Origin of the sequence: Phocaeicola salanitronis DSM 18170 (genome assembly GCF_000190575.1) — a bacterium.
GTDB classification, from domain to species: domain Bacteria; phylum Bacteroidota; class Bacteroidia; order Bacteroidales; family Bacteroidaceae; genus Phocaeicola; species Phocaeicola salanitronis.
In genome coordinates, this window is sequence record NC_015164.1 from 2268963 (window position 1) to 2288977 (window position 20015).

The window sequence follows — 20015 nt, forward strand, 5'->3', positions numbered from 1 at the left end:
ATAGCATAAATAGGTTTTATTCATATATCCCGTTCCGGTAATCCTGCAAATACTGCGTGAATGTCTTCCCCGTCTGCTGCTTGAAGAAACGCATCAGGTGGCTGGGGTCGGAGAAATGGAAATCATCCGCCAGCTGGCTGACGGTGCGGTTGGAGAAGAGCAGTTCGTTCTTCAGTTCTTCCAACAGACGTTGTTTCAGCAAATGGGCGGCTGATACGCCAAACTGCGCCATGACCGAAGTATTCAGCGTGATGCGGCTGATGCGAAGCTTGTCGGCATACTCCTGCACCCGCTGCATGGTGCGGATGTTCTGTTCCAGCAAATCCTTGTATTGGAAAGCATAATTGTTCTTCGCGATTTCTACGGGCAGGCGGTATGCAGCGGCATACGCACGGTTGATAATCAGCAGCAGGTAATAGAGCACGGAGACGATAAGGTTGTACGTATCCGCCACGGGATGCAGCAATTCCTGCTTGATTTTGCCGAGCAGGCGTATGTATTCCGCCAGTTCTTCGGGCAAGGCATACAGGTAGGGCGGCGTATCGGTCTGATAATAGTAGAGCAAGCGATAGACAAAGAACTTGTCGGCAATGAATGTGCGCATGAAGTCTTCGCGGAAGATGAGAAAAGTATAATCCAATGCCGCTTCATCCACATGCCACTCTTGTTGTTGGTGGGGCGAGAGGAGCAGCACCATGCCGTCATGCAGTTCTATCTTTCGGAAGTTCAGCAGCAGGAAACCGTTCGCCTTGCGGAAGAAATAAAAGCTGAAGAAGTCCGTCTTGAACCGTTTGTATTCAGCCAGTACGGGGCCAATGTCCTTGTTTGTGGCGGTGTTGATGTAGAAGTCCACGCCGCAGTCCGTCTTGCTGAAGGGGACGCTGACTAATCTTTCGGGGTTGATTATCTCTTTCATACGCTTATTATTTCTGCAAAAGTAATATTTTCTTTTATCAAAATGGCATATATTCACTTCTTTTAGGCATAACGCCATTGAATGAGATTGCCGACCTTTGCAACCGAAAAAAAAACAGGAACAAATATATGGTTGCACAAGAAAAGATTGACTTGTTAAGGAAAAAGATAGACGAAGCCGATGCCATTGTAGTGGGCGGTGCATCGGGCATGTCGGCTGCATCGGGATTCGTCTTTTATTATCAGGAAGACGATGTGTTCCGTCAGTTGGCAGGCGGATTGGCGAAGAAGTACGACAGGCACAATATGTTTGACCTCTTCTACGACCGCCGTCCCTCGCAGGGAGAACAGTGGGCATTGATGTTGCGCACCATCCGCTACGTTTACGAATGTCATACGGGAGAAACTTACACCGACTTGGCAGAACTGCTGGAGGGAAAGAACTACTACATCGTTACCACCAATCAGGATGCCCAGTTCTACCGTGTGTTCCCCGCCAATCATATCACCCGCATACAGGGCGATTGGCGTTATTGGCAATGTTCGCAACCCTGCCACGACAATATCTATGATAATCATACTGAGACGATGTGGCTCTGCGATGCCATTCAGAACGACGCCTTGCCCGATAAACTGATTCCACGCTGTCCCCGTTGTGGCCGTCCCATGGCTCCTTGGGTTCGTTCGCGGGAGTTCTTGCAAGGAACTTTCTATCACCGGGAAATGAAGCGTTATTACGAATTCCTGCAACGCCATGCCGACCGTAAAATGCTTTTCTTGGAATTGGGTGTAGGCATGATGACCCCGATGTTCATCAAGGAACCGTTTATGAATATGGTATACCAGTGGCCGAAAGCTTTCTATGCCACGCTTAACCCGCAACACGCCCTTGTGCCGAAAGAGATTGCAGACCGAAGCCTTGCCATTGGCGACGACATCGCCGTTACCTTGAAGCAACTGCTTGGCAAGTCCACCGCCGGGATGAAAGAATTTAATGCAAAGGAAGCGTTTAACCCCGCAAGAGTTTATTGATGTTGGTATGATGAGGTTTGTAAAAATCCTGTTATGGCTATTGGCTATTACAGGTGTGGTGTATGCGTTAAAGGTGTTCGGCATATTGCCGATGCATCATCCGGAATGCATGTGGCTGAAAGTTCACACGGTTTTGGGGATTGTCACCCTTGTCATGGCATTGTGGCATTGCATCGACCATTGGAAATGGTATAAAGCATGGCTGAGAGGCAGGTTGAAGAACCGCATTCCAAATGTTGTGCTTGTCAAATGGACGACTTGCTTCTTTTTCCTGACAATGCTCGTTCTGTTGTTGGATTGGGCATGGCCATCCAAAGCATTGGTAGTTGCCCATATTGCCACGGCATCCGTATGGATAGCCCTCTCTGCCAAACATTGCAAGAGCAAAAGCAGGCATAAAAACAACTGTCGCAATGGCGGACAAGCCTCAAACGTCTGCCATTGCCGTAGATGAGATAAATAAATTTATTGTATATGAAAGTAGAAAAATTCACAAAAGAAGATATGTGTGCTGCCATCAGCTTGGCACAACACGCTTGGCACGGCTATTACGATGGCTTTCCGGCTGAATACATCCGTTGCATAGCTGCCTGCATCGTCCTCCACAATTACACGGACGCGGATTTGGCATTTAAAATCACGGATAACGGGGAAATGAAGGGCATCATCTTCGGTACACGCAAAGGCAAGATCGTGGGTTTGTCTGTATGGGTACACGAACAGGTCAAGTCGATGAATCCACAGGAAAAGGAGTTGTTGGAAAGACTCAACGACTATATGGACGAGGCCGACCGGAACACTATCGCACAAATGGACGACAGCGACGTGAAGCTCTCCCTCTTTATCAGCATACAGAAAGGATGCGGCAAGGAATTGCTACGCACCATAATGCAGGAGTTCCGCGCAATGAATGCCCAACGGATGTTTCTGTGGACCGACACTTCGTGCGACCACGATTATTACCCCGCCCACGGCTTTACCTTGGCTTCCCAATACCGCGACACGCATTACTCTACCAACGAGACAGACTATATGACTTACATCTATTGGAAACCTCTTGAATAAGCAGCCATGAACGAAATACAGCAAGCCGCCCAAGCCATTGCCCGTGCCGATGCCCTGCTGATAGGGGCAAGTAACGGGCTTTCCATTGCCGAAGGCTATCACGTCTTTGCCAACAACGAAATGTTCCGCCGTCAATTCGGGGATTTCCAACAGCAGTACGGTATACAGAACGTCATCGAAGGCTGTTTCTACCGATACCCAAAAGAAAGTGTACGGTCGGAGTTCCTGCAACGCCTCGTGCAGCACTGGGTGAAGGACTACCGCCCCTCACCGGTGATGGAAAACCTGCTTTCCATCGTGGGCAACAAGGATTACTTCATCCTCACCTCAAACGCAGATACCCATCTGGAACTTTCCGGCTTCGATACGGAAAAGGTGTTCGAGGTGGAAGGTACATTTGAAGATTTGTTAGAGCATCGCCCGCCCAAGGATAAGAGCCGTCAGGCAAACGAGTTTCTCCGGCGTTATAGCGGCAAGCACATCGTCATCTTGGAATTAGGCATCGGTCAGCACAACCGACTTATCAAGCAGCCCTTGATGCAACTGACAGCCGACGAGCCCCACGTCGTTTACATCACGTTGAACTTGGCTTCGGAATTGCATATCCCCGACGCCATTACGCACAAGTCCATCGGGTTGGCAGGAGATATAGCCGTCATGCTTCAAGAATTGAAGAATGAACTTTATCAAAATGGCACATATTTCCAAGTTTAAGGCATAGAGGCACGGGAAGATTCTTCCGAACTTTGCAACCGTAAACGATGAAACAATTAAATCATAGAATAATGGAAACAACAACGACTATCCGCTTGGTGCGCAATGCCACCTTGAGAATCAATTATGCAGGACATACGATTTTGGTTGACCCTTTATTGGCTGAAAAAGCATCATTAATCTCTGCACTTGGAGTAAACGTAAGTCCCAGAGTGCATCTGACAATGCCAATAAATGAAATTGTCGAAGATGTTGATTGCGTTTTGTTAACACACAATCACCCTGATCATTATGATTCAAGTGTCAAAAAACATTTACCGTCGGACATTTTGTTTCTCACTCAACCGGAAGACTGTAAGATTATAATGAACGATGGATTTACTAATGTTGTGCCAATAAATGATACTTTCTGGTTGGATGGAATTTGTATAACACGGATTCCGGGAAAACATGGAAGAGGAATGTTAGGGGATATGATGGGACCGGTATCGGGATTTGTTTTCAGCCATGAAGGATTGCCCACATTGTATTTGATGGGGGATTGTTGTTGGGACGATGCTATATATGATGCCGTCAAACGTTACTCTCCTGATTATATGGTTGTGAATAGTGGAGGAGCCATCATCCCTGTTTATTCGGGTTATTTTGGTTCCATAATTACCAATGAGGACGACATGGTTGAGATTGTGACAAAATGCACAGGTGTGAAGAAATTCATTGCTGTGCACATGGATGCCATCGACCATTGCCAAACGACCCGCTCAATTTTGCGTAATGAACTGGAACATCAAAAGGTCGACATGAACCGCCTGATTATCCCAGAAGACGGAGAAAGCATCAACTTATAAACTCTAAAAAAATATAGAAATGAAAGAAATTAAGGATGTGGCAGCAGCCGAAAATTTCAGCGCAATAAGCGTTGGCAAACTGAATGAACTGAGTGACTATGTGATAGAGCTTTCGCCCGAAGTGAAGATTCCGGGGAAAGTGTTCGGAGGAGCCGCGCTCCAGGCAACGGGCAGCGAGTTCTCCTTCCAGATGTTCCAGCCGGGCACGGAAACAGGATTCCTCCACACCCACAAGAATCATGAGGAACTTTATTTCTTCCTTGCGGGAAAAGGTGAGTTTCAGGTGGACGGACAGGTGTTCCCCGTTGAAGAAGGAAGCGTGGTGCGCATATCGCCCAACGGGAAGCGCAGCGTACGCAACAACGGGACAGCTCCGCTCGTCATGCTCTGTGTACAGTATCGGGGCAATACGTTTACGGCGGAAGACGCTACCGACGGCGTGATTCTGAATGAGCTGGTGAAGTGGTGAGAAACGGAATGAATCAGAATTGGTATATTTTATGTTCAACCCGTCTTTCTGTTAAGAATTAGTCAAATGCAAAAGCCGTCAAAGACACCCCGTTTTCCCTTGTGGGACACACGACATCCTCGTCGGGGACAAACGAGACCCTCGTGGGGGACAAACGAGAGGCTCGTCGGGGACAAAAGACAACTGCTTATCAGTCAGTCGATTGCAAAGGCGTTTGATAAGGAAGGACGAAAGACACAAAAAAGGAGGTTTGTATGATATTCTGGAAACGAGTAAAGCAAGCAATCAACGACCTGTGGTATCCCCGCAGCGTCACCGTGGGCAAGCCTGTCGAGACGCAGGAACTTGCCAACCGCATCGCACGTGAATCGACCGTATCGCCCGCCGACACCCATGCCGTGCTCCGTGCCCTGCCCAACATCATGGCGGACTTCATGAAAGAAAGCCGTGCCGTGCATTTTGAAGGACTGGGCTGGTTCCGCTACACCACCGTTTCGGCAGGCAACGGCGTTGCTACGAAAGAGGAAGTGAGCAGCGACCAGATTACTGGCCTGCGTGTGCAGTTCACTCCCGACCGTACCCGCAACATGAGCGGCGGCTACACCCGCGCCTTGATAGCCGACGAAGGCATCACCTTTATGGAATGGCTGGGCAAGGAAAGCGACGAGACGCAGGTGCCGGAGGAAGATACGGAAGAGGACGGAGAAGGAACCTTCGGATAATGTCTGGTCTCGTGCATGAGATTTCCCGCAACGATGTGTCCCCGCGTTGCGGGATTTTTTGTGCACAATTACTCCCTACGAATGGTTGTGCGCGAAAGGACTGGACTGATGTTATTCAGACGTTTTCTGTATATCGCTTCTTGTCTTCTTCTGTAATCTCACGAATCACCCGGCAGGGATTTCCCGCGGCCAGTACCCGTGGCGGGATATCCCGGTTCACCACGCTGCCCGCACCGATAACCGCACCTTGGCCTATCGTCACGCCCGGCAGCACACTGACACCGGCCCCTATCCATACGTCATCGCCTACCGTGATGGGGCGTGCATATTCCAGTCCCTGGTTCCTGCGTTCTGCATCCAGCGGATGCCCTGCCGTATAAAAGCCGCAGTTCGGAGCCACGAACACATTGTCGCCGAACTTCACCGGGGATTCGTCGAGGATGACACAGTTCATGTTGGCAAAGAAATTCTCACCCACTTCGATGTGATAGCCGTAATCGCAGAAGAAAGGAGAGACAATCGTGCAGTTGCCCTTCACTTTACCCAATATGCGTCTTACCAACGCATCCCGTTCTTCCGCTTTGGAGGGGCGTAGCTGATTCAGTTCGTAAGTCAGATCGGCACATGCCGCACGTTCCGCCAACAGTTCTTTGTCATAGTTGGCATCGTACAACTTGCCGGCTTTCATTTTCATTTTTTCTGTTTCCATGTTTGCTTGGTTTATATCCGGGGCAAAGATAACTTTTTCGTGTTACAATTGTATATAAAAACTATTCTGCCATTCCCGTTTTTTCCAATATCCGCACCATCTTCGGGCGGAAATCATTTCCCCATTGTTCCAGCATCCGGATAATGGGGATAAGGCTCCGCCCGTCGTCCGTGATGGAATATTCCACATGGGGCGGAAGTTCGGGATAGATTGTTTTCTCAATCATGCCGTGCATTTCCAGTTCTTTCAACTGCTGGTTGATGACGCGGGGGCTGGTATCCTCAAAATGCCGGTGCAGTTCACTGGGACGTTTGCAGCCTTTCTCCAGTTCGTAGAGGATGCACGATTTCCACTTGCCGCCCATGACTTCCATGGCTATGGCCACACCGCAATCCAGGTCTAAGGGTATTTTCTTCTTATACATATATTTGATATTGTCAATTCGCAGGACAAAAGTACACATTTTATGACTGGAAACGGATATAGGGACAAATTTATCTGTATATGAATAATTTGTCCGTACTTGCGTCCGTGCTTATAGAATGCTATCTTCGCACCCAAAAAGGAAAAATGGACAGACACAGATTCCTGAAGCAAATGCTATTATTCACCGCCTTGTTGTATGGGACATCGTTTCCTGCCAAGGCACAAAATAACGAAATCACCATGGATAATAATCAACGTACAAAAACCATCCGGCTGGTTTATCCGCAGTGGCAAGGTGGAGACATCGCCCACTGGATAACGGAAGTGAAAGACCCGGAGCAGGCTTCGAGGGGATATTACCTTGGGGCGCAGTTGCTGAATTTCCTTGCACCGGACAACGGGCAAGAAACCTATACGGTTCCTGTGGCAACCGACAAGATAGGACGTAAAGTAACCGACGGCGTTTTGGACAAAGAGGCACTCATCGCACAGACTCGAGCAGCTTTGGATATTCTGAAAATAACCCATCCTGATAAAATCGTAACACTGGGCGGAGAATGTTCGGTAAGCGTCGTTCCATTTACCTACCTTGCGGACAAATACAAGGATGACCTTGCAATGGTCTGGATTGACGCACATCCGGACATTACCTTGCCCGGCGATGCCTATGCGGGCTATCATGCTATGGCGGTAACAGCCTGCATGGGCTTGGGCGACAAACAGCTTGTTTCTGAACTGCCGATGAAGATAGACCCTTCCAAAATCCTTTTTGTCGGATTGCGCGATTGGGAGCGTGACGAAATCAAGGCAAGGCAGGAACAATACGGCATCCAACACCTGACACCGAAAGATGTCCGCGAGAACAGTGATGCGGTACGGCAATGGTTACAATCGTGCGGAGCATCCAAGGTTGTCATACACTTTGATATGGATGTACTCGACCCGGCGGAAATCATCGCGGCGGTCGGTGTGGTCCCGGATGGAATGAAAATCGCAGAAGTGGTGCGTGTGATAAACGATATCGGGCAGGAAAAGGATATTGTCGGGCTGACCGTAGCCGAACCTATGCCCCGCACAGCCATCCGCATTAAGAACATGCTGGAGCAGCTTCCGCTATTGAAATAAGGATTTGTATTTATTGTTGTGATACACAAAAGAGCCGCGGTATGTAAGTGTACATCCTTACATGCTGCGGCTCTTGCCAACTCCGTTCATTATCACACTTACCCGAAGATGTCCCGTAATTCCTTGTTGCTCAGCTTACCTATCCAGCTTTCGCCGCTTGCCACGGTCATGTCCGCCAAGTGTTTCTTCTGCTGGATCATGTCGTTGATGCGTTCTTCAAAGGTGTCTTTGGTAATGAAACGGTGCACCATGACGTTCCGTTGCTGCCCGATGCGGTAGGCGCGGTCGGTAGCTTGGGCTTCCACGGCCGGATTCCACCACAGGTCGTAGTGGATGACGTGCGAGGCGGCTGTGAGGTTCAGCCCCGTTCCGGCAGCCTTGAGCGAGAGGATGAAGATCTTGTCGCTCCGAAGGTTCTGGAAACGCTCCACCATTTCCTGACGTTGCTTTACGCAGCATCCGCCGTGGTAGAACAAGGGGTGTTGTCCCAACCGTTCTTCGATGAAGCGCACCAGCAAGTCGCCCATCTCGCGGAACTGGGTGAACACAAGCACTTTTTCGCCATTCGCCACAATGCCTTCCAAGCGGTCCAATAGCATCTCCGCCTTGCCGAACAACTCTATGCGGGCATTGCCGTTCTTGAGGAACTGTGCCGGGTGGTTGCAGATTTGCTTCAAGGCAAGAATCATTTGCAGGATAAGTCCCTGACGCTTGAAAAGGGATTCGTGATCGGTGGTATCAATCCCCTTGATTTCCGCCATGGCTGCTTCGAGCGTGCGGTGGTAGAGGGCGGCCTGCTCCGAAGTGAGTGCGGCATAATCGTCCAGTTCTATCTTGTCCGGCAGGTCGGAGATGATGCTCTTGTCGGTCTTCATACGGCGCATCATGAAGGGAGCGGTCACCTTGCGGAAGCGGGCAGCGCAATCGCCGTCGTTGTAGAGTTGGATGGGGTTGACAAACTTCTCCCTGAAGGCTTTCGGCGTATCCAAGTAGCCTTTGTTGGCATACTCCATGATGCTCCAGAACTCGGTGAGGCGGTTCTCTACGGGGGTACCGCTGAGGGCGATATGTGTCGTGGCGGGAATGCCGCGCACGGCCTTGCTCTGTGCGGTGTCCTGGTTCTTGATGTTTTGCGCTTCGTCAATGAACATCAGCGTCCACGGCAATTTCTTCAGCTTGGCATTGTCCGAGCGCAACACGCCGTAGGTGGTGAGCAGGATGTCGGCATCAAACTGCTTCAGGCTTCGTCCTGTCCCGTGATAGACAAAGAAGGTAAGCGACGGGGCGAAACGGCTGATTTCCGCCTGCCAGTTGGTGAGCAAGCCGGTGGGTACCACTACCAATATACGCCCCTGCTCCAATGCGCCTTCCTCTTTCAATTTCAGCATCAGGGTGATGGCCTGCAAGGTCTTTCCCAATCCCATGTCGTCCGCCAGGATAGAGCCGAAACCGATGCGGCTGTTGCGGTACATCCACGAGAAGCCGCGTTCCTGATAAGGACGCAGCGTAGCGTTCAATCCGGTGGGGAGCGGGATATGCTCCTGCCGTGTCAGTTCGTCCATCAATTGGCGGACCTCGTCGGTCAGATGCACCGGTGCCGATTCGTATTCTCCCGTCAGGGCAGCTTGCAGGATTTGGGCGGGAGTCAGCTTTTCGCCCTGCGCCATGGCGGCTTGCAGCTTTTGCAGGGTTTCCGCATCGGCATAGATGTAGCGTTGCTTAAACTTGATAAGCCCGTCGGCCTTCTCCATCAGTTTCATAAATTCTTCCAAGGGGACAAGTTCCTTGCCCAATGCGACTTCCCAATCGAAGGCAAAGAGGTCTGCCAGGCTGAGGAAGCCTTTGTCCGAACCGGCTTTCCGTTTGATGGACAGCGATGCCTTGGGACGGATAAGTTGTCCCAATGATTTAGGCATGAATACCTTGATGTCGAGCATCCGTACGGCAGGGATGACTTGCAGCAGGAAAGGCACAAACGATGCAGCAGTATAATGGACAGGCTTTTTCGCACCGGCGTTGATATAGCTCCCCACTTCCTTCACCAACCCGGAGATAAGCGTGAAGCTCCGCAGGATGCGCAGTCGCTCACGGTCGTATTCCGGCGAATCCAGCACTTCGCATAGGGGTACGGTCTGCGGCTCCGGCTTTCGCTTGTCCTCCACGCCGATGTGCAGGTTGAAACCTCCCTTGCGGCTCTCTTCCACGCTGAACACCGGGCGGTAGTCCGATGCCGTCAGGGTATAGGAAGCCGTCCACGAGCGGATGCCTCCTGGTGTCTCTTTTTCGCCCACTCCGTCGAAGGGCATGCGTTCTCCCTTGAAGAAGAACGGGAGGAGCGGCATACGGTCGCAACTGCCCGACAAGTATTTGACCAACGTCCCGAGGAAATACGATACCAGCCACTCCGCCGGATGCTCCACGGGTTTTGCTGCGGAACGTGCCGTAGGTTTCACCTTGACGAGCGAAGCCGGAACGAGTCCTTCGAGTGCCTCCACCAGTTCCTTGGCTTGTGCATCGATGTAGGCGGGCATCCAACGCACCAGGTAATTCTTGTCCGACAACTGGAGCAACTGTGGAGCCACCGCCCCCTTGTCCAACAGGTGCAGCGCACAGAAAAGAGTTTGGTACAGGGCAATGACCGTCGGATGGTAGTCGGGCAGGAAATCGGGATGGATGTGCAGCAAGGCATGAGGCAACGTGCGCTCGTTGTAGGCAACCTTTCCTTCTATCGTCCAATCATACCGGTAATCAAAGCAAAGGCTTATCGCATCGTCTACACCGATACTTTCCGGCAGTTTGGAAAATGCGATAGGAAACAATTCTTCCCTCCCCAGCTTCCCGGTGAAGAAACGCTGCACGTTCTTTCTCACACGGCGCAATTCCGCCACATATCCTTCCTTGAAATTGCCTTGGGGTGCAAAAGGAGGCTTGTCCGGCAGAAGCATCAGCAGGGCATCAGACCGGTCGGCCAGCTTGGAGAAGTCGATGCGGCGGAATGCCGGGACTTCCGTTCCTGCATCTTTAGCAGGCAGGGTCGTCACGAGGTCTTTCAAGGCGGGCACTTCCACCTCCTGCCGCACGTTGTCCACTTCAATGCCCCGTTTCTTCAATTCTTTCAGAAGGTCGAACCCGTGCATTTGGAACACAATGAAAGGATTGTTGTCAATCTCCCGGCTGAACATATAGACCACGGCTGCCAGATGTTTGCAAGGCACCGCCCAATCGGGACAACTGCAATCCATCTCCAAGTCATCCCATCGTTCGGGGAATATCTTCAAGCCGCAGGAGCGGGCGATGTCCAGCACCTCCGGGTCCAATTCCCGGTTGAGGAGACCGGAGATGATGCCCGGTCGGGCTATCAGCCGGTTCATCAGCTTGTCCACCTGTCCGGCGGAAAACTTCGGGACGGTGATTTTAACGCGGTAAGGCCGCGGACGGCTGCCTTGCACCTTGGCGCTGATAACATTATCTTGCAACTGTATTTCACGGACGGAGCCATTGCGGGCATATCGTGCGCCGCGGGGGATGCGGTTCTCATAATCAATGTGGGTCAGCGAACGCAACCATTCGTTGCCCCACCATGTATTGCCAAACTGTTGTGCCATATATGAATCGTGGTATACATTTTTTGTTGCAAAGATAACTTTTTCGTAGGACAAATTATAGAAAATACGAATCTAAGGCTTGATAAACCCGGCTATATCCCATCCATGTTTACCGCGGCATCAATGATTCCCGGTAAGCCTTCGGCGACATGCCCAGGTGTTTGGTCACGTACCGGCTGAAATAAGAGAGCGTCGTGAAGTTCATTTCCTCCGCTATCTGCACGATGGAAAGGTCGGGATTGTTGAGATATTCCTTTATCATCGGGACGGTGTAGCGGTCGATGTAATAGGTGACGCTCTTGCCCGTCTGCCGCTTTACGGTATTGGAGAGGTACTTGACGGTCACGTTCAGTTGTTCGGCATAATAAGCGACTTCCCGGTATTTCTTGCTGCGTCCGCTTTCCAGCAACGCCATTAGTTCCTTTACGACATACATGCTCCTGTCCGTGGCGAATATCGGGGTACGGTTCTTGGCGTGGAAATAAAACAGGTCATAAATCAGCGGAAGGGCCAGCCCGCCTATCAGCTCGCGGTAAAACAGATGGCCGGTATCGGCGATGCGGTCGCGGATATGGTGTATGTCGCGCACCAACGTCTCCGCATCCTCTTCCGACAAGGGGATGACAGGGTTGTCGTACAGGCTGATACTGCCTCCTATACCATAATTATTCGCCGGAAGCTGGTTGGAGAGGAAATCATGCGGGGCTGCCAAGACTTCCACTTTCATGTCTTCACTCTGACCGACTACATGCACTTGCTGGGGCGCATTGATGACCACAGCGTCATGCTTCTTCACGTGAAACGGACGACCATCGTAAGTAAAAAAGCCTTCCCCTTGCAGGCACACCATGTGGACGCACCAGCCTTTCAGTTTCACCGAACCTATCAGTTGGAACAGGGTGGAATATACGATTTTCAGTTCTTTATCCTTTGCCATGCCGCAAAATTAGGGCATTATCCGGAGAGCGCCAAACGATTTGTGCTTTTGGTGAAACATTAGATACCTTTTGTGAAACATGGAGAGTGTAAAAGCGGCGTAACTTTGCATCGTAATTAAAAGCAGTAAAAAGGCTCAATGATATTCACGAAGATATCAAATAATAATAACCCCATAAAAACAACGAATTATGCAAACAGTCAAATTATCAAACGGCGTAGAAATGCCGATTTTAGGTTATGGTGTATATCAGGTAACTCCTGAAGAGTGTGAACGCTGCGTATCGGATGCCCTGAGCGTGGGCTACCGTATGATAGACACGGCGCAGGCTTACTACAACGAGGAAGGCGTGGGCCGTGCGGTAAAGAAGAGCGGCATCCCGCGCGAGGAACTGTTTCTTGTGACAAAGGTGTGGATATCCAACGCCGGGTATGAGAAGGCAAAGGCTTCTATCGACGAATCCCTCCGCAAGCTGCAAACTGACTACATCGACCTGTTACTCATCCATCAGCCTTTCAACGACTACTACGGCACCTACCGTGCTATGGAAGAAGCATACAAGGCAGGCAAGCTCCGTGCCATCGGCGTATCGAACTTCTATCCCGACCGTTTCATTGATTTAGCAGAGTTCTGCGACATCAAGCCGATGGTGAACCAAGTGGAAACGCATGTGTTCAACCAGCAACGCCAGCCGCAGGAAATCATGAAGGAGTACGGCACGCAAATCATGTCGTGGGGGCCGTTCGCCGAAGGACGTAACGACTTCTTCACTAACCCCGTGCTGAAAGCCATTGGCGAAAAATACGGTAAGTCTGTGGCACAAACCGCCCTGCGCTTCCTCATTCAGCGCGACGTGGTAGTCATCCCGAAGTCCACGCACAAGGAGCGCATGGAGCAGAACCTCGATGTATTCGACTTCTCCCTTTCCGCCGAAGACATGGAGACCATCGGCAAGCTGGACAAGGGCGAAAGCCTGTTCTTCTCACACTATGCTCCCGAGACGGTAAAGTGGCTGGCTAACTTCGGAAAGGATTGACGAATCAGATTAGTTCCAATTCTTTGGCTACCCGGCAAGCTGCGATGGCGTTCCCGACCTGCAGCTTGCCTAAGATTTCCTGCCTGTGCCGGTTGACGGTATGAATGCTGATTGAAAGCGTTTCAGCTATGCCTTTGCTGGTCAGTCCCTTGTCTATCAGACTTAATACCTGCCTCTCCCTGGCAGACAGGATGCGGGTGTTGTCCTGTTTTTCCAGCTCCACGATATGTCCGCTGGCAGAATGGATGATTACACATTGCCCGGGAATGTCCAGTAGCAGAGGACCGTAAAGGCACAATGCCAACCGCAAGGTGTCGTCACAAGGTCCCGGAATATAGAACATCCGGTGCAATACAGGCACATAGTCGCCGGTGGCGTTCCGCATGCGGAGCCGGCTTGCCAGGTAATAATCGGAGCGTTCCTTTTTAGGCCGGTGCTTCATGAAATGGAAAAACCGGAGTTCCTGTAAATGTTTGCCCGACAAATCATCCGGATGAATGAGCCGGAAGATTTCTTCTTCCCAGATGGAAGGAAGCCTGCCCTCCTTGCGGTTTCTGCCCATCCCCAGCATTTGCGAAAACCCTCCATAGTAAATGTAGCTGGCATTGTCCCGCATATCGCTCAATACGGCAATGGCATTTTCCATCCGTGCATAGTTGCAGGCTATGGCTTTATATCGCTCCAGCCATTCGGCATAAGGCCCTTCTTCGGAGAAATCCTGCGAGAAAAATTCCCTGTTCAACCTGTTTATCGTCTTCATATCAGCGGACAAAATGGTTATTTATAGTCATTGTGCAACCCGTCATAAGGCGTTACCTTTGCAAAGGTATATAAAAAGAATGGTTATTATGAACATGAAAGATTTGAAAAGGTTAGGATTTTGCGGACTGATGGCCACGGCTTCACTCACCGGCATGGCGCAGTCATTGGAGAAAATGCAGTGGTTCAACGAACCTGCACAGTGGGAAATCGACGGCAACACGCTCCTCATGGACGTTACGCCGCAGACCGATTACTGGCGCATATCCCACTATGGTTTTACCGTGGACGATGCCCCTTTCCTGTACACCCTGCGCGGAGGCGAGTTTGAAGTCAAGGTGAAGATTTCGGGCGACTACCAGACACGTTTCGACCAGTCGGGGCTGATGTTGCGCATCGACCACGAGAATTACATCAAGGCCGGCATCGAGTTTGTGGACGGCAAGTACAACCTCAGTACCGTCGTCACCCACCATACAAGCGACTGGAGCATCATCCCTCTGGACAAGCCTGTGCCGTTCGTATGGATAAAGGCCGTGCGCCGGCTGGATGCCGTAGAGATATTCTATTCCTTCGACGACAAGGAATACACGATGATGCGCAATGCCTGGTTGCAGGACAACTGTCCGGTCATGGTAGGCATTATGGGAGCCTGCCCGGACGGAAATGGCTTCAAGGCACGGTTTGAAGGCTTTTCCATCAAGCACCTGCCTGACCTGCGCCGGCTGCAATGGTTGGAGAAAAACAGCGAAGGAAAGGAATAAGATTGCCATCCGGGAATAGGCGAAAGAATAAGCAGGCTATTTTTTGAGATGGCGTGCTTTTAGTCCGGCAATCATGTTCTCGTTGGTCTTGGATAGGTTGAAGCATCGGGCTTCCACTGGTATGGAATCCTGTCCCTTGCCTCCCCAATCCAATTCTCCGGAATAGATAACCCTGCTTTTCCAATACAACGTGCCCTCTACGAAAAACGTATATTTCCCTGCAGGTACACGGTTGCCGTTATTGTCCGTCCCATCCCACTGGTAGGTCAAAACGCCGTTCCGTGGCGTTGCCCCCGTTATGGCATCGACTTGTGCGGAAGACAGGGTTTGAGGTTTTGCCTTGCTCGTCCAGACAGGAACGGCATCTTTCCGGTATTCATATCCTCCTTTTGCTGTAAAAGACGTAACATACAAGGTACGTACCAACTTACCCGTTTCGTCTTCTATCCAAATGGCATATTGGCTGGAAGCAATGCCGCCACGCTGGAAGCGGAAAGAAATCTCCAACCGTTCTCCTGCGGGAGTTTCTTTCGCATCTTCTCTGTCTTTCGCATACGAGGTGGTGCAACCTTGCAGGCAGATGCCGACCGCGACCAGAATAGCATAAAACAATCTTGTTTTCATAGGCTTTATTCGTCCAATTTATAGCAGTTCAATCCTATTTCCGGGACATAAACGCGGGTGACGGGGGTTCCGAAATCTTCCACCACAAACTCTCCGGCTCCGTTCAGCGTAGCGGAAAGCAGATGTCCTGCCAAAGCGGAATAATCGCTGCGTCCCACGGTGATGTGCAAATGGAGATAGGTCTTCCCGTCCATTTGAGAGATGTTTCCTGTCAGGTTGGCAATCTCCATCTGCTCTTGATAGGTCTTGTCCACGTATTGTTTGGTCTGGGGATTGAAAAAGCGAAGGATTAATTCATCTATCGCCCCTATCCCGTAAATGGTTCCCGACTGGATGCCCCGTTCTTCGCAGAAAGCGTTCAGGGCTTTGACGATTTCCGCACGATTTTGGATACTGACAACATATTTGTTGCCTATTTGCTTATAAGTATACATATCTTGTGGATTTTGTGCGCTTGCCGGAATGAACAGCCATCCGCAAAGCAGCAGAGTGAATATGAGTTTTAATTTCATGACAGTCCGTGTTAAAACAGTTGGGAGGAAAGTTCAGGCCGTTCGTCTTGGTGCCAGTAAGGATAAGGCTTCTCCGTCTTGCTGGCGGCATCGAGGCGTTGCATCTGTTCTGCCGTAAGCTTCCAGTCTACCGCCCCCAAGTTCTGCCGGAGTTGTTCTTCTGAACTGGCTCCGATGACAAGGCTGCACACCGTAGGACGTTGCAGCAACCAGTTCAATGCCACTTGTGCCACAGCCTTTCCCGTTTCCGCAGCCACTTCATCCAACACATCTATTATATTATACAGACGGTCGTAAGCCACTACGTTATCCCTTACGGGTGCGCCTCCGCGTGCCACTCTTCCGTCTTGCGGCATGGGATTGTTCCGGCGGTAGCGCCCTCCCAGACGTCCGGCAGCCAACGGACTCCAGATGATGCTGCCCACCTGCTGGTCTATGCCGAGCGGCATCAGTTCCCATTCAAAATCACGGTTCAGCAGCGAGTAATATACCTGATGCGCCACATACCGGCTCCATCCGCGCCGCTCGGATACCGAAAGCGATTTCATCAGTTGCCAGCCGGAGAAGTTGGAACAGCCTATGTAGCGTATCTTGCCGCTCGTCACCAAGTCATCCAAAGCCCGGAGCGTCTCCTCTACAGGTGTATTGGCATCGAAGCCGTGGATGTAGTACAGGTCGATATGGTCGGTACCCAGACGGCGCAGGCTCGCCTCACACGCCTCTATCAGATGGAAACGCGAAGCCCCTTCCTCATTGCGGCTTTCGCCCATGGGAAATGTCCCCTTGGTAGCGATGAGCAGCCTGTTCCGCTTTCCGGCAATGGCCTTCCCCAATATTTCCTCGGCAAGTCCGCGCGAATACATATCTGCCGTATCAAACATGTTCAGTCCGGCTTCCAGACACATATCCACCATGCGGGTGGCTTCCGCTACTCCCGTATGTCCCCAGCCCTCGAAGCCATGAGAGCCGCCGAAGGTTCCTGTTCCCAAAGTCAATGCCGGGACAAAAAGTCCCGAACCGTTCAGTCTGCGATATTCCATAATCAGTAATGTTTTTTGTTGTGCATCTTCCTTTCATTTGACATTGCAAAAATAACAGCAATAAAGAAGACGGGATTCCATTATATTTGCAGTATTATCCATTATATTTGCATCCGGATAAAAATGAAAGTATGCCCGTATTAGAACGTAAGATTGTACATAACATGGCGACGGTATGCAGCCATATTTCCTACCCCCGTTTTGTGCTTCCCTTGCACAAACATGTGGAGTACGAAATCATGCTGTTCACCCAAGGCAGCGGGAAACAGTTTGTCGGTGAAGGTGTATCCGAATACAAAGCCGGAGACATCGCCCTCATCGGAAGCAATGTGCCTCATCTCCACTTATGCCATACCAAGCTGCATTCCACATCAGCAAGTCATCCGGAAGATGAATGGAGCGCCGGAGAAGCCATACAGTTCAGGCCGGATATGTTTCCCGACAATATGAAAGACATTCCGGATTACCGCCTCATCTACGATTTGCTGCAGAAAAGCCAATATGGAATCCGCTTCTACGATGAAAGCCTGTTTGATGAAATGATGGAGATGGTACGGGCTTTCGATTCTTCCGAATACACCTCGCGTATGGTCTGCCTGTTGCGCATGCTCGAAAAGCTGCATGATTGCCAGCATTTCAAATTGCTCTCCAGTACAGCATACAATCAGGCGAATCCTGTCCCCGACATGAAAGAACCCGTCAATAAGGTATATGCCTATCTGTATAACCACTTCAAGGAAAAAGTGACTTTGGAGGAAATAGCGGAGTATGTCAACCAGAACCCTACGGCATTGTGCCGGTATTTCAAACAACGCACGGACAAGAGCATTTTCCGATGTCTGGCAGAGATACGGATTGAACACGCATGCAAATTGCTGGCTTATTCAACTATGAACGTTTCGCAAATAGCCTACGAATCAGGATATAACAGCGTCACCCATTTCATTGCCCAATTTGAGAAAATCATCAGGCGCACACCGTCTGAATATCGGACACAGATAAAACTGTAAAATGCCGCTTCCCTGCTACAAGCTGCTATCAGACAAGCCGGCAAGGAGTTAAAAGCCAATGCTTCTTTGCTATCGGCATTTAACTCCTGCCGGAGGCATAACTCCTTTTATCTGCTGACATTTTGAGCTTTTTACTCCTGATGGGTATAAACAGTTTCTATTACAGTTCCAGTATGCTGTCGCCGTTCCGCTCGGCACGCAGCAGCTTCCGTTCTGTATGCCGTTTCAGGCTTTCTTCGAAGTTTACTCCTTCGCGCATGTTGCCGAAGGCTTCTCCCGGCGCCCAGTTTACCCGCACCTCTTTGATGTGCCGGTCGGGCTGGAACGCTTCCATGCTTTCGGCTCCTTCGCATCCCAAGGTGATGTAAAACTTGCCCAGGTCATCCAGTTCCACCTGATAGCCTTCCTTCAGCAACTTTGCGGTAGCTTCCGCCAGCATCTTCGTAATGGCGATGAAGTCTCCCGTGCTGTAAGCGCACCCGTGGGCTCTGATGTGCCGTGCCACTTCTTCCAGCGAGAGGGTTTTGATACACTGTGCCGAAGCGAAAGCCCGCTTCGGACGTTCCGGGTGGCGGGGTTCGCCGCGCATTACTAAGCTGTACTTTATCATATTCAGATTATTTAAAAGGTTGTTGTTATTATCTTCTTCTCTCAACGCAGATAGCCTCATCGGGTGTAAGATTAATAATCTTCCGCTTGTAAGATTAATAATCTTGCAGCCTGAAGATTAATAATCTTACAGCGGATGCACCTATATGCGTTTGGCGGCGCACCTATATCCACGGGCTTCCGCAACCGGCTGCGTCTTACAAAGATACTATCTGGGAAGGCGGTTGTCAAGAGTTTCGGGGAAATTATGCAGGGAATTGTTTCACGTACACCATACTTGTTGTCTGCAATATACGCCATGCGGTGCCGATGTTTTCTCTTGTCATATTCAGCCTGTAATTTATAATATGTACCCGTCAGTTCCTTATGGGCAATCTTTTCCATATAAACCGTGGCACAAGCCGCCAAAAGAATACGATTATCCGGTATCGCCAATCCATGGTGCAGACCGATTCACGCCGTTCGATGGCGCGGACAATCCGTTTTGCAACCTTTCCGGGGCGCATCAGCAACGGGTATTTTTTATCGTCGCCCAGCAAATCCGTATCGACAAAACCAGGACGTATGTCGGTGAACCGTATCTTCAAGCCTTGCATTCGCGCCAATTGCTCGAGCGCCTCGATGTAGATGTTCTGGAAACGTTTGGTCGCCGAATAAGCCGGGGCAGCCCCCAAGCCTTTTGTGCCTGCTATTGAACTGATGACGGCGATATGCCCTTCGCCCTTCTCACGGAAATAGCCGTATGCCGTATCAACCATGCGGATAAAGCCCAACACGTTTGTCTGTGCCGTTGACAATTCGATGTCCATTCGCAAAGCAGCGTTCTGCTTGCCGATGCCCACACAAAGCAGGAAAACATCCATGCCGCCCAGTTCCTTTACCAGTTTCAACAACTTGGAAGGCGCATCGCCATCGGTCACGTCAATCAGGCTGTATGCCACTTGCTCCGGCGCGAGGGCTTTCAATTCTTGCAGCGCGGATTCGCGACGGGCTGCCACGCCTACATGATATCCCCGGCGGATAAATTGCAGCGCGGCTTCGCGCCCGATGCCGGAAGAAGCTCCTATGATGATGATTCTTTTCATGTTTTCCAC

22 protein-coding genes are annotated in these 20015 nt (G+C 50.6%); 11 read left to right on the forward strand and 11 right to left on the reverse strand.

Translation table 11 applies throughout. The features are described 5' to 3' along the window. Window positions 1–16 precede the first annotated feature (16 nt). On the reverse strand, window positions 17–916 hold the full coding sequence (locus BACSA_RS09770) for a helix-turn-helix domain-containing protein (protein ID WP_013617943.1): 900 nt from the start codon (window positions 914–916) through the stop codon (window positions 17–19). Between the two features lie 128 nt (window positions 917–1044). Between BACSA_RS09770 and BACSA_RS09775 the strand changes: the two genes are divergently transcribed. From BACSA_RS09775 to BACSA_RS09805, 7 genes are all read left to right on the forward strand, one after another. Beyond that, the gene (locus BACSA_RS09775; RefSeq protein WP_013617944.1) at window positions 1045–1947 is read left to right on the forward strand and encodes an SIR2 family NAD-dependent protein deacylase; all 903 of its coding nucleotides are present in this window, start codon (window positions 1045–1047) and stop codon (window positions 1945–1947) included. 7 nt (window positions 1948–1954) lie between these two features. After that, window positions 1955–2401, forward strand: a complete 447-nt coding sequence (locus tag BACSA_RS09780) for a hypothetical protein (protein ID WP_144005211.1) — start codon at window positions 1955–1957, stop codon at window positions 2399–2401. 20 nt (window positions 2402–2421) lie between these two features. Continuing rightward, window positions 2422–3012 carry a hypothetical protein gene (locus BACSA_RS09785; RefSeq protein WP_013617946.1) on the forward strand — a complete coding sequence of 197 codons (591 nt, stop codon included), beginning with the start codon at window positions 2422–2424 and terminating at the stop codon, window positions 3010–3012. Window positions 3013–3018: 6 nt separating this feature from the next. Next, the gene (locus tag BACSA_RS09790; protein ID WP_013617947.1) at window positions 3019–3726 is read left to right on the forward strand and encodes a hypothetical protein; all 708 of its coding nucleotides are present in this window, start codon (window positions 3019–3021) and stop codon (window positions 3724–3726) included. 71 nt (window positions 3727–3797) lie between these two features. Then, the gene (locus tag BACSA_RS09795) at window positions 3798–4574 is read left to right on the forward strand and encodes an MBL fold metallo-hydrolase (protein WP_013617948.1); all 777 of its coding nucleotides are present in this window, start codon (window positions 3798–3800) and stop codon (window positions 4572–4574) included. 19 nt (window positions 4575–4593) lie between these two features. Continuing rightward, window positions 4594–5043 (forward strand): cupin domain-containing protein, encoded by a 450-nt coding sequence (locus BACSA_RS09800; RefSeq protein ID WP_013617949.1) that lies wholly within the window; start codon window positions 4594–4596, stop codon window positions 5041–5043. A gap of 254 nt (window positions 5044–5297) precedes the next feature. Next, on the forward strand, window positions 5298–5765 hold the full coding sequence (locus BACSA_RS09805; protein WP_013617950.1) for an HU family DNA-binding protein: 468 nt from the start codon (window positions 5298–5300) through the stop codon (window positions 5763–5765). Window positions 5766–5880: 115 nt separating this feature from the next. Here BACSA_RS09805 and BACSA_RS09810 read toward each other — a convergent pair whose 3' ends face one another. Then, complete coding sequence (locus tag BACSA_RS09810; RefSeq protein ID WP_013617951.1) at window positions 5881–6474, reverse strand: sugar O-acetyltransferase; 594 nt, start codon at window positions 6472–6474, stop codon at window positions 5881–5883. 61 nt (window positions 6475–6535) lie between these two features. Further along, the gene (locus BACSA_RS09815) at window positions 6536–6898 is read right to left on the reverse strand and encodes a winged helix-turn-helix transcriptional regulator (protein ID WP_041583985.1); all 363 of its coding nucleotides are present in this window, start codon (window positions 6896–6898) and stop codon (window positions 6536–6538) included. Between the two features lie 242 nt (window positions 6899–7140). Here BACSA_RS09815 and BACSA_RS09820 point away from each other — a divergent pair, with 242 nt between their 5' ends. After that, a complete protein-coding gene (locus BACSA_RS09820) occupies window positions 7141–8025 on the forward strand; it encodes an arginase family protein (RefSeq protein WP_245546596.1) in 885 nt (294 codons plus the stop codon). Between the two features lie 98 nt (window positions 8026–8123). Here BACSA_RS09820 and BACSA_RS09825 read toward each other — a convergent pair whose 3' ends face one another. Next, the gene (locus tag BACSA_RS09825; protein ID WP_013617954.1) at window positions 8124–11630 is read right to left on the reverse strand and encodes a DEAD/DEAH box helicase; all 3507 of its coding nucleotides are present in this window, start codon (window positions 11628–11630) and stop codon (window positions 8124–8126) included. A gap of 109 nt (window positions 11631–11739) precedes the next feature. After that, window positions 11740–12567 carry a helix-turn-helix domain-containing protein gene (locus BACSA_RS09830; RefSeq protein WP_013617955.1) on the reverse strand — a complete coding sequence of 276 codons (828 nt, stop codon included), beginning with the start codon at window positions 12565–12567 and terminating at the stop codon, window positions 11740–11742. 190 nt (window positions 12568–12757) lie between these two features. Here BACSA_RS09830 and BACSA_RS09835 point away from each other — a divergent pair, with 190 nt between their 5' ends. Then, window positions 12758–13603 carry an aldo/keto reductase gene (locus tag BACSA_RS09835; protein ID WP_013617956.1) on the forward strand — a complete coding sequence of 282 codons (846 nt, stop codon included), beginning with the start codon at window positions 12758–12760 and terminating at the stop codon, window positions 13601–13603. Window positions 13604–13607: 4 nt separating this feature from the next. Here BACSA_RS09835 and BACSA_RS09840 read toward each other — a convergent pair whose 3' ends face one another. After that, window positions 13608–14363 carry a response regulator transcription factor gene (locus tag BACSA_RS09840; RefSeq protein WP_013617957.1) on the reverse strand — a complete coding sequence of 252 codons (756 nt, stop codon included), beginning with the start codon at window positions 14361–14363 and terminating at the stop codon, window positions 13608–13610. Between the two features lie 130 nt (window positions 14364–14493). Here BACSA_RS09840 and BACSA_RS09845 point away from each other — a divergent pair, with 130 nt between their 5' ends. Further along, a complete protein-coding gene (locus tag BACSA_RS09845) occupies window positions 14494–15126 on the forward strand; it encodes a DUF1349 domain-containing protein (RefSeq protein WP_065757462.1) in 633 nt (210 codons plus the stop codon). A gap of 36 nt (window positions 15127–15162) precedes the next feature. Here BACSA_RS09845 and BACSA_RS09850 read toward each other — a convergent pair whose 3' ends face one another. From BACSA_RS09850 to BACSA_RS09860, 3 genes are read right to left on the reverse strand one after another with little or no spacing between them, the layout of a single operon-like run. Further along, window positions 15163–15750 (reverse strand): DUF2271 domain-containing protein, encoded by a 588-nt coding sequence (locus BACSA_RS09850; protein ID WP_013617959.1) that lies wholly within the window; start codon window positions 15748–15750, stop codon window positions 15163–15165. Between the two features lie 5 nt (window positions 15751–15755). Next, a complete protein-coding gene (locus BACSA_RS09855; RefSeq protein ID WP_013617960.1) occupies window positions 15756–16262 on the reverse strand; it encodes a PPC domain-containing DNA-binding protein in 507 nt (168 codons plus the stop codon). Window positions 16263–16273: 11 nt separating this feature from the next. Further along, a complete protein-coding gene (locus BACSA_RS09860) occupies window positions 16274–17302 on the reverse strand; it encodes an aldo/keto reductase (protein ID WP_013617961.1) in 1029 nt (342 codons plus the stop codon). A 131-nt stretch (window positions 17303–17433) separates the two neighbouring features. Between BACSA_RS09860 and BACSA_RS09865 the strand changes: the two genes are divergently transcribed. Beyond that, complete coding sequence (locus BACSA_RS09865) at window positions 17434–18312, forward strand: AraC family transcriptional regulator (protein ID WP_013617962.1); 879 nt, start codon at window positions 17434–17436, stop codon at window positions 18310–18312. 160 nt (window positions 18313–18472) lie between these two features. On the opposite strand, the gene BACSA_RS09870 is transcribed toward BACSA_RS09865, so the two are convergent. Both BACSA_RS09870 and BACSA_RS09880 read right to left on the reverse strand, forming a co-directional pair. Next, window positions 18473–18922 (reverse strand): HU family DNA-binding protein, encoded by a 450-nt coding sequence (locus BACSA_RS09870; RefSeq protein ID WP_022041278.1) that lies wholly within the window; start codon window positions 18920–18922, stop codon window positions 18473–18475. Between the two features lie 355 nt (window positions 18923–19277). Next, on the reverse strand, window positions 19278–20006 hold the full coding sequence (locus BACSA_RS09880) for an SDR family NAD(P)-dependent oxidoreductase (RefSeq protein ID WP_013617964.1): 729 nt from the start codon (window positions 20004–20006) through the stop codon (window positions 19278–19280). Between the last annotated feature and the right edge of the window lie 9 nt (window positions 20007–20015).

Bases quoted from the DNA above. Each gene is read 5' to 3' on its own strand.
- BACSA_RS09770 (WP_013617943.1), bottom strand. From the start codon at position 916: ATGAAAGAGATAATCAACCCCGAAAGATTAGTCAGCGTCCCCTTCAGC.
- BACSA_RS09775 (WP_013617944.1), top strand. From the start codon at position 1,045: ATGGTTGCACAAGAAAAGATTGACTTGTTAAGGAAAAAGATAGACGAA.
- BACSA_RS09780 (WP_144005211.1), top strand. From the start codon at position 1,955: ATGATGAGGTTTGTAAAAATCCTGTTATGGCTATTGGCTATTACAGGT.
- BACSA_RS09785 (WP_013617946.1), top strand. From the start codon at position 2,422: ATGAAAGTAGAAAAATTCACAAAAGAAGATATGTGTGCTGCCATCAGC.
- BACSA_RS09790 (WP_013617947.1), top strand. From the start codon at position 3,019: ATGAACGAAATACAGCAAGCCGCCCAAGCCATTGCCCGTGCCGATGCC.
- BACSA_RS09795 (WP_013617948.1), top strand. From the start codon at position 3,798: ATGGAAACAACAACGACTATCCGCTTGGTGCGCAATGCCACCTTGAGA.
- BACSA_RS09800 (WP_013617949.1), top strand. From the start codon at position 4,594: ATGAAAGAAATTAAGGATGTGGCAGCAGCCGAAAATTTCAGCGCAATA.
- BACSA_RS09805 (WP_013617950.1), top strand. From the start codon at position 5,298: ATGATATTCTGGAAACGAGTAAAGCAAGCAATCAACGACCTGTGGTAT.
- BACSA_RS09810 (WP_013617951.1), bottom strand. From the start codon at position 6,474: ATGGAAACAGAAAAAATGAAAATGAAAGCCGGCAAGTTGTACGATGCC.
- BACSA_RS09815 (WP_041583985.1), bottom strand. From the start codon at position 6,898: ATGTATAAGAAGAAAATACCCTTAGACCTGGATTGCGGTGTGGCCATA.
- BACSA_RS09820 (WP_245546596.1), top strand. From the start codon at position 7,141: ATGGATAATAATCAACGTACAAAAACCATCCGGCTGGTTTATCCGCAG.
- BACSA_RS09825 (WP_013617954.1), bottom strand. From the start codon at position 11,630: ATGGCACAACAGTTTGGCAATACATGGTGGGGCAACGAATGGTTGCGT.
- BACSA_RS09830 (WP_013617955.1), bottom strand. From the start codon at position 12,567: ATGGCAAAGGATAAAGAACTGAAAATCGTATATTCCACCCTGTTCCAA.
- BACSA_RS09835 (WP_013617956.1), top strand. From the start codon at position 12,758: ATGCAAACAGTCAAATTATCAAACGGCGTAGAAATGCCGATTTTAGGT.
- BACSA_RS09840 (WP_013617957.1), bottom strand. From the start codon at position 14,363: ATGAAGACGATAAACAGGTTGAACAGGGAATTTTTCTCGCAGGATTTC.
- BACSA_RS09845 (WP_065757462.1), top strand. From the start codon at position 14,494: ATGGCCACGGCTTCACTCACCGGCATGGCGCAGTCATTGGAGAAAATG.
- BACSA_RS09850 (WP_013617959.1), bottom strand. From the start codon at position 15,750: ATGAAAACAAGATTGTTTTATGCTATTCTGGTCGCGGTCGGCATCTGC.
- BACSA_RS09855 (WP_013617960.1), bottom strand. From the start codon at position 16,262: ATGAAATTAAAACTCATATTCACTCTGCTGCTTTGCGGATGGCTGTTC.
- BACSA_RS09860 (WP_013617961.1), bottom strand. From the start codon at position 17,302: ATGGAATATCGCAGACTGAACGGTTCGGGACTTTTTGTCCCGGCATTG.
- BACSA_RS09865 (WP_013617962.1), top strand. From the start codon at position 17,434: ATGCCCGTATTAGAACGTAAGATTGTACATAACATGGCGACGGTATGC.
- BACSA_RS09870 (WP_022041278.1), bottom strand. From the start codon at position 18,922: ATGATAAAGTACAGCTTAGTAATGCGCGGCGAACCCCGCCACCCGGAA.
- BACSA_RS09880 (WP_013617964.1), bottom strand. From the start codon at position 20,006: ATGAAAAGAATCATCATCATAGGAGCTTCTTCCGGCATCGGGCGCGAA.